Below are 15,104 nucleotides of genomic sequence, written 5' to 3'. Positions count from 1 at the left end.
GCGATCGAGCCGACGGACGGGATCGAGGTGATGCGGGCGCGCCGCGGGCTGGAGGCGCCGCGCCTGCTGTGCGCCGGCCCGGGCCGGCTGGCCCAGGCGCTGGGCGTCACCGGGGCGATGACCGGCCTGCCCCTGGACGCGCCGCCGTTCCGGCTGCTGCCGCGGACCGAGGCGGAGCCGGCGATCGCGGTCGGGCCGCGCATCGGCCTGACCCGCGGCGTCGCCACGCCCTGGCGCTTCGGCCTGGCCGGGTCGCCCTATCTCAGCAAGCCCTTCCGCTGAAGGGCCGGGGCGGGCGAACCCTGCCCCGGCTGTCCCGCTCAGAGGTGGAAGTCGATATGGCCGAACAGGCCGCCCAGGACGCTGCCCAGGGCATCGCCGACGCCGTCCGCCACATGGCCGACCGCATCGCCCACGCCGCCGACCACGTCGCCGACAGCCGACTGGGCGCCATCGAGCACCGCGCCGACGGCGTGGGTGGCGCCGCCGACCACGTCACCGACCGCGTCGCCGACGATCGCACCGACATCGCCCACCACGCCGCCGACGATCTCGCCGGTCTCGCCCACCGCCGTGCCGACGGTGCTGCCGATGCCGGCGACGGCGCCGCCCAGCACGTCACCCGCATCGTGAAGCAGGCCGCCGAGAAGGCCGGTCAGATCAAGAATGCCGCTCATGAACTTCTCCTGTGTGTCGGAAGGCTTCGGATCTGCGCCGGGCCAGGCCGCCTTGGTCGAGCCTTTCAGAAGAAAGCACCGCAAGAGACATTCTTTCCAGACTTGGAGAAGAATATATCAGCAGTCTCACCACCTCCCGGGCGCTGCATCGGCCGAATCGCAGAACTCGACCGACGGAAGCCATTCCTATCACTCGGGCTCCACAAATATACCTGCTATGTTATGCAGATTGACTGAAACAGACCGACAGCAAATCGAGTCTGCCCACGCCGGGGCAGATCTCGGGCGGATCAATCCGCGCAACATCCCCGTGGCAGCTTGTCGCAGGCTGGCCTTCCATACCGCCTTATGCAAATCTTTCTTGGCGGATCGCGCCAATGGAAATAGGATAACGATTGCCGAAGTGACTGTAATGTGACGCGGCATAACTAAAATAATCAATAAAATTAAAATAGCTTGGGAGGACAACGAACAAAAAGCACGATGCGGCGAGGATAAAAGATGGATCAAATTTTTCGGGATTTCATCCTATACCTACCAACGGTCCACAGCCGGCAGGCGATCCACGACCTGCTGGAGCGGACCATCCATGGCTATGGGCTGAGGCACTACGCCTATGTCAGCTTCCCGGCGGGGGAGGCCGACGGGCCGCTGATGCTGACCACCTATCCGGACAGCTGGACCGAACGCTATGGCGAGCAGCGCTATGACCGCGTCGACCCGGTGATCGCCCGCGCGGTCGGCACCATGTTGCCTTTCGCCTGGACACTCGACACCCTGGCCCAGCCATCGACCCGCCGGCTGAAGGCGTTTCTGGACGACGCGGCCGAGGCCGGCATCCGGCGCGGCGTCACCATCCCGATCCATGACCGCCAGGGCCGCGCCTCCAGCCTGACCCTGGCCGAGTTCGGCCTGGAGCCGGACTTCCAGCGCTGCATCGACCGGCACCAGCACGCCCTGCACCTGGTCGCGCTGCATCTTCATGCCCGGCTGCGCCAGGACGAGCGGCCCGAACCGCAGGCCCGGCCGACGCTGACTCCGCGCGAGATCGACTGCCTGCAATGGGCGGCCAAGGGCAAGAGCGCTTCGGATATCGCCGAGATCATGCGGATCAGCCGCCGGACGGTGGTGTTCCACACCGAGAATGCGAAACAGAAATTCGGGGTGGCGACCCTGTCACAGGCGATCGCCAGAGGATTGATGCATGACATCATCATCTGTGCCTGATCGAAACCTGTAAACCTATACAGCTCACACCAGCTTTCGATTCGCACCAGAGTCCGCGTTATTAGGACTCATTGGGGCTGCTGGTTCCGGAATGGCGCGCCTGCCGCGCGCCTTCCGGCCCGGCGAAGCGAGGCGATGTGCGGATCGCGATGGTTCGAGGCACCGCTGCCGGGCGGCGAAAGCTTCCAACGCGAATCCTTTCGACAATCTGCGCCAGCCCGTGGCAGCGCCGCCGTCGCGGCACCGCCGGCATGGTTGTGCGCCGGCATGGTGGAGCGTGACGTGACCAGCGTTTTCGACAATCCGGAAGGCCGCTTCCACGTCCTCGTCAACGGCGAGGGGCAGCATTCGCTGTGGCCGGCCTTCATCCCGGTCCCGGCCGGCTGGACCGCGGTGCTGCGCGACGCCGCCCGCCCGGACTGCCAGCACCACATCGACAGCCATTGGACGGATCTGCGCCCGAAGTCGTTGGCCGGCCGGTAGCGGCGGCCCCCTCCCTATTTCTGCGAGCGAGTTGAGCCATGGACAGCATCGATTTCGGCAGCGCCGCGCTGCCCCTGACGACCGCCCAGACCGGCATGTGGCTGGCGCAGAAGTTCATGCCCGAGATCGAGTTCAACCTGGCCGAGGCGATCGAGATCCACGGCCCGCTCGACACCGGCCTGATGCAGGCGGCGCTGTGGCAGCTGACGCGGGAGGCCGAGGCGCTGCGCGTCCGCTTCGTCGAGTTCGATGACGGCCCGCGGCAGGTGATCCGGCACGAATATGGCGGCGACATCCCGGTCATCGACTTCAGCGCCGAGCCGGCTGCGCGCGAGGCCGCCGCCCGCTGGATGAGGGCGGATTACGACCGCCCGCTGAACCCGCTGACCGACGAGCTGTGGTTCTCCGCCATCCTCAAGATCGCCGACGAATCCTTCATCTGGTACCACCGCGTCCACCACCTGCTGATGGACGGCCTGTCCGGCGGGCTGTGCACCCGCCGCGTGGCGGAGCTGTACACCGCGCTGGTCGAGGGCCGCGCCCCGACCGACGACACCGCCTTTGGCCGCCTGGCGGAGATCCTGGAGGAGGAGGCCGGCTACCGCACCTCCAACCGCTTCCTGCGCGACCGCGAATACTGGATGGAGCGCTTCGCCGACACGCCGTCGCCGATCACGCTGTCCCACCGCAAGCTGGCGACCGGCAGCCTGCTGCGCGACCGGTCCTTCATGGAGCCGGGCATGGTGGCGTCGCTGCGCGCCCTGGCGCAGTCGATCGGCGCCAGCCTGCCGCAGATCCTGATCGCCCTGACCACCGCCTATCTGTACCGCGTCACCGGGGCGGAGGACCTGATCGTCGGCCTGACCGTCACCGCGCGGGCCAATGCCCGGATGCGGCGCACCCCGTCGATGCTGGCCAACGCCGTGCCGCTGCGGCTGCGGATGGACCCGGCGCTGAGCATGCAGGACGTGATCCGCCAGGTCGGCACCGAGGTGCGCCAGTGCCTGCGGCACCAGCAGTACCGCTATGAGGACATGCGGCGCGACCTGAACCTGCTGCCGAACAACCAGCAGCTGTTCACCATGCTGGTGAACATCGAGCCCTTCGACTACGACCTGCGCTTCGGCGGCCTGCCGATGACGCCGCAGAACCTGTCGAACGGGTCGACCAACAATCTCGGCGTGTTCATCTACGACCGCGGCGACGACAACGGCCTGTGCATCGACCTGGACGCCAATTCGGCGCTGTACACGGCGGAGGAGCTGGCCACGCACCGCGAGCAGCTTCTGCGACTGGCGCAGGCGCTGGTGGCCGACCCCGCCCAGGCGATCGGCGGCATCGACATCCTGGCCCCGGCCGACCGGCATCGGATCCTGACGGACTGGAACCGCACCGAGCACCCGGTGGCGGCGGACACACTGACCGCGCTGCTGGACGCCCAGGCCCGGGCCACGCCGGACGCGACCGCGCTGGTGTTCGGCCAGGAGGCGCTGAGCTATGCCGAGCTGGACGGCCGCGCCAACCGGCTGGCCCGGCTGCTGGCCGCGCGCGGCGCCGGGCCGGACCGGATTGTCGCCGTGGCCCTGCCGCGGTCGGTCGAACTGGTCGTCGGCCTGCTAGCGATCCTGAAGACCGGTGCCGCCTACCTGCCGCTCGACCCTGACTACCCGCTGGACCGCATCGCCTTCATGCTCGGCGACGCCAAGCCGGTGGCGGTGGTGACCGATCGCGACACTGCCTGGGTGGTGCCGGACGACAGCGACCGGGTGATTCTCGACGCGGCGGAGACGGAGGCCGAGCTGGACGCCGCCGGCCCGGCCGCCCTCGAGGCCGGGGCGCCGGACCCGCTGGACACCGCCTATGTCATCTACACCTCGGGCTCGACCGGCCGGCCGAAGGGCGTGGCCGTGCCGCACGGCGCCATCGTCAACCGGCTGCGCTGGATGCAGGGCGAATACGGACTGGCCGCTGATGACCGGGTGCTGCAGAAGACGCCGTCCGGCTTCGACGTCTCGGTCTGGGAGTTCTTCTGGCCGCTGATCCAGGGCGCCACCCTGGTCGTCGCCAAGCCCGGCGGGCATCGCGACCCGGCCTATCTGGCCGAGATCATCCGCGACGGGCGGATCACCACCCTGCATTTCGTACCCTCGATGCTGCGCGCCTTCCTGCAGGAGCCGGCGGCGGCCGGCTGCACCGGGCTGCGCCGCGTCTTCTGCAGCGGCGAGGCGCTGCCCGAGGATCTGGCGGCGAAGTTCCACGAGACGCTGCCCGCGGTGCCGCTGCACAACCTGTACGGCCCGACCGAGGCCGCGGTCGACGTGACCTATTGGGAATGCCGCGGCGACGCCGAGCCCGGCCCGGTGCCGCTGGGCCGGGCGATCTGGAACACCCAGCTCTACGTCCTCGACCCCGGGCTGCAGCCGGTGCCCGCCGGCGTCAATGGCGAGCTGTACCTGGCCGGCGCCAACCTGGCCCGCGGCTACATCAACCGGTCGATGCTGACGGCCGAGCGCTTCGTCGCCAACCCCTATGGCGCGCCCGGCAGCCGGATGTACCGCACCGGCGACCTGGTGCGCTGGCGGCCCGACGGCACGCTCGACTTCCTCGGCCGCATCGACCACCAGGTGAAGCTGCGCGGCTTCCGCATCGAGCTGGGTGAGATCGAGGCGGCGCTGGTCCGCAGCGAGACCGTCCTGCAGGCCGCGGTGATCGACCGCACGGACAAGTCGGGCGACCGCTATCTGGCCGCCTATGTGGTGCTGGAGGCCGGCGCGGTGCTGGAGCCGGCGGCGCTGCGGCAGGAGCTGGGACGCCACCTGCCCGACTACATGGTGCCGGCGACCTTCACCGCGCTGGACGCCCTGCCGCTGACCCCGAGCGGCAAGCTGGACCGCAAGGCGCTGCCGGAGCCGGAGCGCCAGGCCAGCGCCGGCTTCGTCGCGCCGCGGACGCCGACCGAGGAGGCCCTGGCCGCGATCTGGGCCGAGACCTTCGGGCTGGAGCGCGTCGGCGTCGAGGACAATTTCTTCGAGCTCGGCGGCCACTCGATGCTGGTGGCGCAGTTGGTCGGGCGGATGAAGGCGACCTTCGATGTCGACCTGCCGCTGGCGGTCCTGTTCGAGGTCTCGACCATCGCCGGGCTGGCGGAGAAGGTCGACCAGGCCCGCGGCGGCTTCGCCGGCGCCTCGCTCAACCTCGCTGCCGACGCCCAGCTGGCCGACGACATCCGGCCGCTGGCGAAGCTGCCGCCGGTCGAATTCGGCGAGGTGTTCCTGACCGGCGCCACCGGCTTCGTCGGCAGCCAGATCCTGGCGACGCTGCTGCGCGACACCAATGCCCGCATCTTCTGCCTGGTCCGGGCGATGAGCGCCGGTGCCGCCCGCACCCGGCTGCGCCGCGCCCTGACGGACCGGCAGCTGATCGGGCTGTGGGACGAGAACCGCATCAAGATCCTGGTCGGCGACCTGGCCGAGCCGGATCTCGGCCTCGACCCCAAGGGGGTCGCCATCGTCCGCGACCAGTGCGACGCCATCTTCCATTGCGGCGCGATGGTCGACTTCCTGCAGTCCTACGCCGCGCTGAAGCCATCCAACGTCGAGGCGGTGCGCACGCTGATCGGCTGGACCGCGTCCGGCCGGCCGAAGGCGCTGCACTATGTCTCGACCCTGTCGGTGATCGACCCGTCCACGGGGCCGGAGCTGATCACCGAGGCGTCGGGGCTGGAGAGCTGGCAGGGCCTGATCGGCGGCTACGCCCAGAGCAAATGGGCCGGCGACACGCTGGCGCGGCAGGCCCAGGCGCGCGGCCTGCCGGTGTCGGTGTACCGGCTGGGCACCATCACCGGCGACCGGGCACAGGGCATCTGCAACGAGGCCGACATGATCTGGCGGGTGGTGCGGGCCTCGGCCACCATCGGCGCCATTCCGGACATCCACATGGCGATGACCCCGGCCGACGACATCGCCGACGCGATGCTGCGGCTGGCGCGCAGCGACAGGCCCTGGGGCGGCGTCTACCACCTGGTCAGCCAGGGCGCGATCTACCTGCGCGACATGGTGCCGATGTTCCAGCGGCTGGGCCTGCCGCTCGAGCCGCTGGGCCTGCTGCCCTGGCTGGAGCGGGCGAAGCAGAGCCTGTTCGACAGCCAGGACCACTACCTGGCCACCGTGCTCTCGATCCTCAACCAGTACGACACGTCGATCACCCCGCCGACCCTGTCCTGCGACGCCACCCATGCGCGGATGGACGAGATCGGCGGCGCGATCCCGCCGGTCGGGCCGGAGCTGATCGAGCGCTACCTGCGCAACCTGAAGATCCTGGACTCGGTCGAGGCGGCCGAGGCCTGGGCGCCGGAGCCGACCCCCGTCGCCGCCGAGTGATTGCAGCAAGGCCGGGCGGCGGCAGCGCCGCCCGGCGGAAGGACCCAGCATGGCCCGTTACATCCTCGCCGCGACCGCCCTGCCCGGGCATGTCTCGCCGCTTCTCGCCATCGCCCAGCACCTCGTCCGCCAGGGCCATCAGGTCGTCTTCAACACCGCCAGCCTGTTCCGCGAGAAGGCGGAGGCGACCGGGGCGCGCTTCGTCCCCTTCCCCGGCGAGATCGACTTCGACTACCGCCGCATCAGCGAGCTGTTCCCCGACTATCACGAGGCCGAGCGCGGCCCGCTGAAGCTGATGCTGGGCCTGCGCTATCTGTGCCGCACCATGCTGGGCCAGAAGGCGAGGCTGGACGGGATCCTGGCCGACTTCCCGGCCGACGCCATCCTGGTCGACACCGTCTTCGCCGGCACCGTGCCGATGCTGCTGGGCCCGCGCGAGGCCCGGCCGCCGGTGATCACCATCGGCATCACCGCCCTGGCCGCCACCAGCGTCGACACGCCGTTCTTCGGCTCCGGCATGCCGCCATCCACCACCTCCGAGGGGCGGGCCCGCAACATCGCCATGCACCGCAACATGCAGGCGCAATGCGCCGGCATGCAGCAGGAGTTCGACGAGACGCTGGCGTCGATCGGCTGCCCGCCGCTGCCGGAATTCATGTTCGACGCCTTCGTCAGCCTGCCCGACCTGTACCTGCAGCTGACCGGCAAGTCCTTCGAGTATCCGCGCAGCGACCTGCCGGAGACGGTGCGCTTCGTCGGCCCGCTGCTGGCGCCGCCGACCAGGAGCTTCGACCCGCCCGGCTGGTGGGGCGAGCTGGACGGCGGCAAGCCGGTGGTGGTGGCGACGCAGGGCACCTTCGCCAATGAGGATTTCGGCCAGCTGATCGGCCCGACCCTGACCGCGCTGAAGGACGAGGACATGCTGGTGGTCGCCACCACCGGCGGCCCGCCGGTCGAGGAGATCCCGGTGCCGATCCCGGCAAACACCCGCGCCACGCCCTTCGTGGCGTATGATCGGCTGTTGCCCAAGGTCGATGTCTTCGTCACCAATGGCGGCTATGGCTCGGTCAACCACGCCCTCAGCCTCGGCGTCCCGATCGTGGTGGCGGGCGACACCGAGGAGAAGCCGGAGATCGCGGCCCGCGTCGCCTGGACCGGGGCCGGAATCAATCTCGGCACCGGCCACCCGCGGCCGGAGCAGATCCGCGACGCGGTGCGCAGCGTGCTGTCCGACCCGCGCTACCGGCGCCGGGCGCAGGCGGTGCAGGCCGATTTCGCGCGGCACGACGCACGCCGGGAAATCGCCGCAATCCTGGACGATCTGGTCTCCGGCCAAGGGCAGCGCCGCGCCACGGCCTGAGCGAGAGGTTCCGCGATGAGAGTCATCCGTTCCCGCCGGCTCGGGTTCCTGGCCCTGGCGGTCATCGGCCTTTCGGTGGTGGCCGGCGGCTGGCGCATCCTGGCCTCCGACCGCGTCGGGCCTGCGGGCGACCCCGCCGTCCCGGCCCCCGTCACCACCCTCGCCCGGGCCGAGATGCATGAGGTGGTCGAGACCCTGGCCGTGACCGGCACGCTGGCGGCGCGGGAGGAGGTGCTGGTCGGCGCCGAGGTCGACGGGCTGCGCCTGGTCAGCTTCGACGTCGATGTCGGCGACCATGTCGTGGCCGGCCAGGTGCTGGCCCGGCTGGACCACGCCCAGCTGGACACCCAGCTGGCCCAGAGCGACGCCAACATCGCCAAGGCCGAGGCCGCGGCCCAGCAGGCGCAGGCCTCGATCGACGAGGCCGAGGCCTCGGCCATCCAGTCCCAGGCGTCGCTGGAGCGGACCCAGGCGCTGCGCACCAACGGCAACGCCTCTGCCGAGCAGCTGCTGGCGCGGCAGACCGAGGTCAAGGTTGCCGAGTCGCGCATCGCCTCGGCCCGGGAGACGGCGCGCTCGGCCCTGGCCGACAAGGCGCTGGCCCAGGCCCAGCGGGACGATGTGGCGCTGCGCATCGCCCGGTCCGAGATCAAGGCCCCGGTCGCCGGCGTGGTGTCGGAGCGGCAGGCGCGGATCGGCGCCGTGGTCGGCATGTCCAGCGCGCCGCTGTTCCGGCTGATTCGCGACGGCGAGGTCGAGTTCCGCGCCGAGGTGACCGAGACCGGCATGCCGCGCGTCGCCGTCGGCCAGCCGGTGGAGCTGCAGCTGACCGGCTTCGCCCGGCCGGTGCGCGGCACGGTGCGGCTGGTCGACCCGACGGTCGACCCCACCAGCCGCCTCGGCCGCGTCGCCGTCACCCTGCCGCCCGAGCCCGGGCTGCGCCCCGGTGTGTTCGCCGAGGGGACGATCGAGACCGGCCGCCGCAAGGCCCTGACCGTGCCGCTGTCCGCCGTGTTCTTCAGCGCCGACGGCGCCTATGTCCAGGCCGTGCATGACGCGGTGGTCGACCGCCGGCCGGTCGAGACCGGCTTCGTCGGCGACGGCCGGGTCGAGATCCGCCGCGGCCTGGCCGAGGGCGAGGCGGTGGTGCTGCGCGCCGGCAGCTTCCTGCGCAGCGGCGACCGAATCGTCCCGGCATCGCCGCCGGTCGCCGCCGCGGACAAGGCGGGCTGAGCCGGACCATGGCCCTCAACATCTCCGCCTGGTCGATCCGCAAGCCGATCCCGCCGCTGGTGATGTTCGCGGTGCTGATCGTCATCGGCCTGGTCAGCTTCCGGTCGCTGCCCGTCACCCAGATGCCGAACATCGACGTGCCGGTGGTGACCGTCACCATCGCCCAGGCCGGCGCCGCGCCGACCGAGCTGGAGACCCAGGTGGCCCGGCCGGTCGAGGATGCCGTGGCCGGGCTGACCGGGGTCAAGCACGTCACCTCCGCTTTGTCCGACGGCGCCGCCGTGACCATGGTCGAGTTCGTGCTGGACACGCCGACCGACCGGGCGGTGAACGACGTCCGCGACGCCATTTCCAAGATCCGCTCCACCCTGCCGCAGAGCATCGAGGAGCCGGTGATCCAGCGCATCGACGTCGCCGGGCTGCCGATCCTGACCTATGCCGCGTCGATTCCCGGCATGAGCGTCGACCAGCTGTCCTGGTTCGTCGACGACACGGTGGTGCGGGCGATGCAGGGCGTGCCGGGCATCGCCCAGGTCAAGCGCATCGGCGGCGTCGACCGCGAGATCCGGGTCGAGCTGAAGCCCGACCGGCTGGCGGCCCTCGGCATCACCGCGTCGGAGGTCAACGACCAGCTGCGCGCCAGCAACATCGACTTGGCCGGCGGCCGCGGCACGGTCGGCGTGCAGGAGCAGTCGATCCGCACCCTGGCCGGGGCGGCGACGGTGGAGCAGTTGGCGCAGCGCCGCATCAGCCTGCCCGGCGGCCGCCAGGCGCTGCTGCAGGACCTGGCCACCGTGACCGATGGCGGGGCCGAGCCGCGCACCTTCGCCCGGGTCGACGGCAAGCCCGTGGTCGCCTTCAGCCTCTACCGGGCCAAGGGCTTCTCCGACGTCGTCGTCGCCGACGCCGCCCAGGCCCGGCTGCAGCAGTTGGCGGTAGAGCATCCGGAGCTGCAGGTCAGCGAGATCGACAACCTGGTGCGCTATACCCGCGCCGACTACGACATGACCATGGAGACGCTGATCGAGGGCGCCATCCTGGCCGTGATCGTCGTCTTCCTGTTCCTGCGCGACATCCGCGCCACGATCATCTCCGCCGTCGCCATCCCGCTGTCGGTGCTGCCGACCTTCGCGGTGATGGAGGCGCTGGGCTTCTCCCTGAACTCGATCAGCCTGCTGGCGATCACCCTGGCCACCGGCATCCTGGTCGACGACGCCATCGTCGAGATCGAGAACATCGTCCGCCACATGCGCATGGGCAAGTCGGCCTATCGCGCCGCGATTCAGGCGGCGGACGAGATCGGCCTGGCCGTGGTCGCCACCACCATGACCATCGTCGCGGTGTTCCTGCCGGTCAGCTTCATGGGCGGCATCGCCGGCCAGTACTTCAAGCAGTTCGGCATCACCGTGGCCGTCGCGGTCACCTTCTCGCTGCTGGTGGCGCGGCTGGTGACGCCGCTGATGGCGGCCTATCTGATGCGCGACCACGGGCAGCATGAGGAGCGCGACGGCGCGGCGATGCGCTTCTACCTGCGGCTGCTGGACTGGTCGATCAAGCATCGCGGCCGCACCATTGCCGCCGGCCTCGCCATCTTCGTCGCCTCCGCCGCCCTGGCCAGCCTGTTCCCGACCGGCCTGCTGCCGAACAACGACATCTCCCGCGCCTCCCTGTCGATCGAGCTGCCGCCCGGATCGACGCTGGAGGACACGCAGACGGTGGCCGACCGGCTGTCGACCCTGTTCCGCGCCCAGCCGGAGGTGAAGAGCGTCTATGCCGTCCTCGGCGGCGACGGCGTGAACCCGCTGGACATCGCCGGCGGCGAGGTGCGCAAGGCCACCATCGTCGCCACCCTGGTGCCGCGGGCCGACCGCAGCCTGGACCAGAAGGCGTGGGAAAGCGCGATGCGGCCGAAGGTGGCCGCCGAGCCCGATCTGCGCTTCAGCTTCAGCGGCGGCGGCGCGCGGGAATACACGCTGCTGCTGTCCGGCAACGATTCCGAGGAGCTGGTGCGGACGTCTCTGGCGATCGAGCGTGAGATCCGCGAGCGGGTGCCGGTGCTGGCCAATGTCGTCTCCACCGCCGCGATCGACCGGCCGGAGATCCGCATCGTGCCGCGCCTGGCGGAGGCCGCGGCGCTGGGCGTGTCGGTGGCGCAGATCGCCGAGACGGTGCGGATCGCGACGCTGGGCGACATCTCCGCCAACCTCGCCAAGTTCTCCGCCGGCGACCGGCAGGTGCCGATCCGGGTGCAGATCGCCGAGAATGCCCGCGGCAAGCTGGCCACCTTCGAGACGCTGCGGGTGCCGACCGCGACCGGCGGCAAGGTGCCGCTGACCTCGGTCGCCCACATCGCCTTCGGCGAGGGCGCCACCACCATCGACCGCTACGACCGCCAGCGCCGCGTCTCGATCGAGGGCGACCTGGTGGGCAAGACCCCGCTGGGGCAGGCGATGGACGCGGTGCTGGCGCTGCCGTCGGTGCGCAACCTGCCGCCCGGCGTCAGCATCCGCCCCTTCGGCGACGCCGAGATCATGCAGGAGGTGTTCTCGGGATTCACCCTGGCGATGGGCGCCGGCGTGCTGCTGGTGCTGGCCGTGCTGGTGCTGCTGTTCGCCGACATCGCCCAGCCGGTCACCATCCTGGTGTCGCTGCCGCTGTCGATCGGCGGCGCCTTCCTGGCGCTGCTGGTGACCGGCTACCCGATCAGCCTGCCGGTGGTGATCGGCATCCTGATGCTGCTGGGCATCGTCACCAAGAACGCGATCCTGCTGGTCGATTTCGCCATCGAGGCCATCGCCGCCGGCGCCGGCCGCACCGAGGCGCTGATGGAGGCCGGCCGCAAGCGGGCCCGGCCGGTGGTGATGACCACGCTGGCGATGATCGCCGGCATGGTGCCCTCGGCCATCGGCCTGGGCGAGGGCGGCGCCTTCCGCTCGCCCATGGCCTCGGTGGTGATCGGCGGGCTGATCACCTCGACCGTGCTGAGCCTGGTGTTCGTGCCGGCGGTGTTCACCGTGCTGGACGATCTGAACGGGGTGTTCGGCCGGGTCTTCGGCCGTTTCGTCGGCGCCCGCGACGAGCCGGAGCCGGCCGCGCCGGCGGAATAGGTCAATTCGAGGATCGGAGCGCCGGGTCGGCTGCATACGAACACGGTGAAGCCCCATGACAGCCCTTGGAGCGGTGGTCGTCCTGTTTCATCCGACGGCGGAGCAGATCGGGCGGATCGTCGCGCTACGCAGACGCTGCGACAGCCTTGCGGTCGTCGACAACACGCTGCAGCCCGATGACCGCCTGGCGGCCCTGCTCGACGGACACGACATCGTCCTGATCCATGAAGGGAACAGGAACGGCATCGCCGGGGCCCACAACCGCGGGCTGGCGGACCAGTTCGATCGCGGCATGGACGCGGTCGTCCTGATCGACCAGGACTCGGTCGTGCCGGACCGCTACTTCCCGGTCATGCGCGGAATCTGCAGGGATCTGGCCCCACAGCCCTTCCTGGTGGGCCCCCGGATCTTTGACGAGGTCGTCCAGCAATATCTCCCTGTGCTGCAAAGCAACGGCGTCACCGCGCGACGCGTCGACATGCGTGACGATGCCGGCCTGCAGCGCTGCGCGGTCCTGATCTCCTCCGGCTGCATGATCTCGCGCGCCGCCTTCGCGACGCTCGGCCCGTTCGACGAGACGCTGTTCATCGACCATGTCGACACCGAATACTGCTTCAGGGCCCGGGCATCCGACATCCCGCTCTACGTGACCCCGTCGCTGACGCTGTCGCACCGGATCGGGGACCGGCGCCGCCACAAGCTGGGCCCGTTCGAGCTGACCACGATGAATCATCCCTGGTACCGGCGCTATTACAGCGCCCGCAACGGCGTACAGCTCGCCCTGCGGTACGGCCGGCGATATCCGGTCGTCATCATGGCGAACCTGTTCACGGTGTGGGAGGTCTTCCACATTGCGCTGCTTGAGGACGCCAAGCTCGCCAAGCTTGCCGGCATCGTGACCGGTCTCGTCGACGGGCTGGCGGGGCGCCTCGGGCCGGTCGAGCAGGCCCGCCCGGGCCTAGCCCTGCGCTTTGCGCAGGGTCGTCGCGGAACGCCCGGCTAGCCGGTGGAGACTGTCGAGGGCCGGTTGATTGTTGGGAGAGGTGCAGATGTCCTGCCCGCCGCCGCGCCCACCGGGCCAGGCCGCCGTCGCCTTCGTATGCGTGACCATCCTGCTCGACATCCTCGCGGTCGGCCTGATGGTGCCGGTCCTGCCCAGGCTGATCGTCGAGTTCGAGGGCGGCGACGTCGAGCGGGCGGCGGTGATCAGCGGGCTGTTCGGCCTGGCCTGGGCGGCGATGCAGTTCCTGGCCTCGCCGGTGCTGGGCGCGCTGTCCGACCGGTTCGGGCGGCGGCCGGTGCTCCTCCTGTCCAGCCTCGGCCTCGGCCTCGACTACGTGCTGATGGCGCTGGCACCGAACCTGGCGTGGCTGCTGGCCGGGCGCCTGGTCTCCGGCATCACCTCCGCCAGCGCCCCGACCGCCATCGCCTATATCGCCGACGTGACGCCGCCGGAGCAGCGCGCCGCCAAGTTCGGGCTGCTCGGCGCCGCCTTCGGTCTCGGCTTCATCGCCGGGCCGGCGCTGGGCGGAATCCTGGCCGGCATCGATCCCCGGCTGCCGTTCTGGGCCGCTGCGGCGCTCAGCCTCGCCAACGCCGCCTACGGCCTGCTGATCCTGCCGGAATCGCTGCCGCCGGAGCGGCGCGCGCGCTTCACCTGGGCCGGCGCCAGCCCCTTCGGCGCCCTGGCGCTGCTGCGCTCCTCCCCGGCGCTGCTCGGCCTGGCCGGCGCGACCGCCCTGATCTTTCTGGCGCAGGAATCGCTGCCCAGCCTCTACGTGCTCTATGTCATGCAGCGTTATGGCTGGGACGAGGCGGCGGTCGGGCTGTCGTTGGCGGCGGTCGGCGCCGGGTCGATGGTGGTGTCGGCGGCCCTGATCGGCCCGGCCGTGGCCCGGCTGGGCGAGCGGTGGGCGATGGCCGCGGGGCTGGTCTTCGGCATGGCCGGCTTCGCCCTGTTCGCCCTGGCCCCGACCGGCCGGCTGATCCTGGCGGCGATCCCGCTGCTGTCGCTGTGGGCCCTGACCGGGCCGGCGCTGCAGGCGCTGATGTCGCGCCGGGTCGGGGCGGAGGAGCAGGGGCGGCTGCAGGGCGCGCTGTCGGGGCTGCACGGCATCACCGGCATGATCGGCCCGGTGCTGTTCACCCAGAGCTTCGCGCTCGGCATCACGCCGGCGGCAGGCCTGGGCTTGCCCGGCCTGCCCTATGGGCTGGCGGCGGCGCTGCTGGCGATCTCCCTGGTGAGGGCCTGGCGGATCACCCGGGCGGACAGCGCCCAGCCGGATGCGGAGCCGGCCCTGCCGCCGGCGGAATAGCGGCCCCGTCTGCGCTTCACCGCCACAGGATCAGATCGCGCGGATGCGTTGCCCCGGAATGCGGCGGCAGCCCGACATCGCGGCGCTCATGGGTTGCTCGCCGGTCGCGAGCTGCGCACCGGTCGTTGCGTGATGCATCGAATGGAACACGTGCAGGCGCCGATCGTCGACATCGAGCAGCCGCAGCGTGAGCCTGAGCGGTTCGCCGAGCATCGCTTCGCCGAGGTGGCGAATATGCGTCTCCGCCGAAAACATCGAGCAGCCGGCTGCGCGATAGTCGTCGTCGATGCCGAAGTAGCGGAAGAACGCGTCGCTGCTGTCGC

11 protein-coding genes are annotated in these 15,104 nt (G+C 70.6%); 9 read left to right on the top strand and 2 right to left on the bottom strand.

Going from position 1 to position 15,104, the window contains the following annotated elements; genetic code table 11:
- The coding region (locus ABDW35_RS17475; RefSeq protein ID WP_343715156.1) for a DNA-3-methyladenine glycosylase at positions 1 to 282 on the top strand (282 nt) is incomplete at its 5' end.
- 38 nt (positions 283 to 320) lie between these two features.
- Here ABDW35_RS17475 and ABDW35_RS17470 read toward each other — a convergent pair.
- Positions 321 to 677: a hypothetical protein gene (locus ABDW35_RS17470; RefSeq protein ID WP_343715155.1), complete on the bottom strand. Its 357-nt coding sequence runs from the start codon at positions 675 to 677 to the stop codon at positions 321 to 323.
- Between the two features lie 501 nt (positions 678 to 1,178).
- Here ABDW35_RS17470 and ABDW35_RS17465 point away from each other — a divergent pair.
- The 8 genes from ABDW35_RS17465 (at position 1,179) to ABDW35_RS17430 (ending at position 14,781) form a co-directional block, all read left to right on the top strand.
- Positions 1,179 to 1,904, top strand: a complete 726-nt coding sequence (locus ABDW35_RS17465; protein ID WP_343715154.1) for a LuxR family transcriptional regulator — start codon at positions 1,179 to 1,181, stop codon at positions 1,902 to 1,904.
- A gap of 282 nt (positions 1,905 to 2,186) precedes the next feature.
- Positions 2,187 to 2,387, top strand: a complete 201-nt coding sequence (locus tag ABDW35_RS17460; RefSeq protein WP_343715153.1) for an MbtH family NRPS accessory protein — start codon at positions 2,187 to 2,189, stop codon at positions 2,385 to 2,387.
- Positions 2,388 to 2,425: 38 nt separating this feature from the next.
- Positions 2,426 to 6,766 carry an amino acid adenylation domain-containing protein gene (locus ABDW35_RS17455; protein ID WP_343715152.1) on the top strand — a complete coding sequence of 1,447 codons (4,341 nt, stop codon included), beginning with the start codon at positions 2,426 to 2,428 and terminating at the stop codon, positions 6,764 to 6,766.
- A 49-nt stretch (positions 6,767 to 6,815) separates the two neighbouring features.
- The gene (locus ABDW35_RS17450) at positions 6,816 to 8,126 is read left to right on the top strand and encodes a nucleotide disphospho-sugar-binding domain-containing protein (protein WP_343715151.1); all 1,311 of its coding nucleotides are present in this window, start codon (positions 6,816 to 6,818) and stop codon (positions 8,124 to 8,126) included.
- Between the two features lie 15 nt (positions 8,127 to 8,141).
- The gene (locus tag ABDW35_RS17445) at positions 8,142 to 9,359 is read left to right on the top strand and encodes an efflux RND transporter periplasmic adaptor subunit (protein ID WP_343715150.1); all 1,218 of its coding nucleotides are present in this window, start codon (positions 8,142 to 8,144) and stop codon (positions 9,357 to 9,359) included.
- Between the two features lie 8 nt (positions 9,360 to 9,367).
- Entirely contained in the window at positions 9,368 to 12,466 is a 3,099-nt protein-coding gene (locus ABDW35_RS17440) for an efflux RND transporter permease subunit (protein ID WP_343715149.1), read from the top strand.
- A 73-nt stretch (positions 12,467 to 12,539) separates the two neighbouring features.
- A complete protein-coding gene (locus ABDW35_RS17435; protein WP_343715148.1) occupies positions 12,540 to 13,469 on the top strand; it encodes a glycosyltransferase family 2 protein in 930 nt (309 codons plus the stop codon).
- 46 nt (positions 13,470 to 13,515) lie between these two features.
- On the top strand, positions 13,516 to 14,781 hold the full coding sequence (locus tag ABDW35_RS17430) for a TCR/Tet family MFS transporter (protein ID WP_343715147.1): 1,266 nt from the start codon (positions 13,516 to 13,518) through the stop codon (positions 14,779 to 14,781).
- Between the two features lie 30 nt (positions 14,782 to 14,811).
- Here ABDW35_RS17430 and ABDW35_RS17425 read toward each other — a convergent pair.
- Positions 14,812 to 15,104, bottom strand: a 293-nt coding sequence (locus tag ABDW35_RS17425; RefSeq protein ID WP_343715146.1) for a thioesterase family protein, incomplete at its 5' end; no start/stop codon positions are given.

Source organism: Inquilinus sp. (assembly GCF_039594555.1).
Taxonomy (GTDB): Bacteria; Pseudomonadota; Alphaproteobacteria; order DSM-16000; family Inquilinaceae; genus Inquilinus.
This window is presented reverse-complemented; position numbering and strand designations above follow the sequence as displayed.

Coding starts and splice junctions, on each gene's coding strand:
- ABDW35_RS17470 (WP_343715155.1), bottom strand. CDS start 677: ATGAGCGGCATTCTTGATCTGACCGGCCTTCTCGGCGGCCTGCTTCAC.
- ABDW35_RS17465 (WP_343715154.1), top strand. CDS start 1,179: ATGGATCAAATTTTTCGGGATTTCATCCTATACCTACCAACGGTCCAC.
- ABDW35_RS17455 (WP_343715152.1), top strand. CDS start 2,426: ATGGACAGCATCGATTTCGGCAGCGCCGCGCTGCCCCTGACGACCGCC.
- ABDW35_RS17450 (WP_343715151.1), top strand. CDS start 6,816: ATGGCCCGTTACATCCTCGCCGCGACCGCCCTGCCCGGGCATGTCTCG.
- ABDW35_RS17445 (WP_343715150.1), top strand. CDS start 8,142: ATGAGAGTCATCCGTTCCCGCCGGCTCGGGTTCCTGGCCCTGGCGGTC.
- ABDW35_RS17440 (WP_343715149.1), top strand. CDS start 9,368: ATGGCCCTCAACATCTCCGCCTGGTCGATCCGCAAGCCGATCCCGCCG.
- ABDW35_RS17430 (WP_343715147.1), top strand. CDS start 13,516: ATGTCCTGCCCGCCGCCGCGCCCACCGGGCCAGGCCGCCGTCGCCTTC.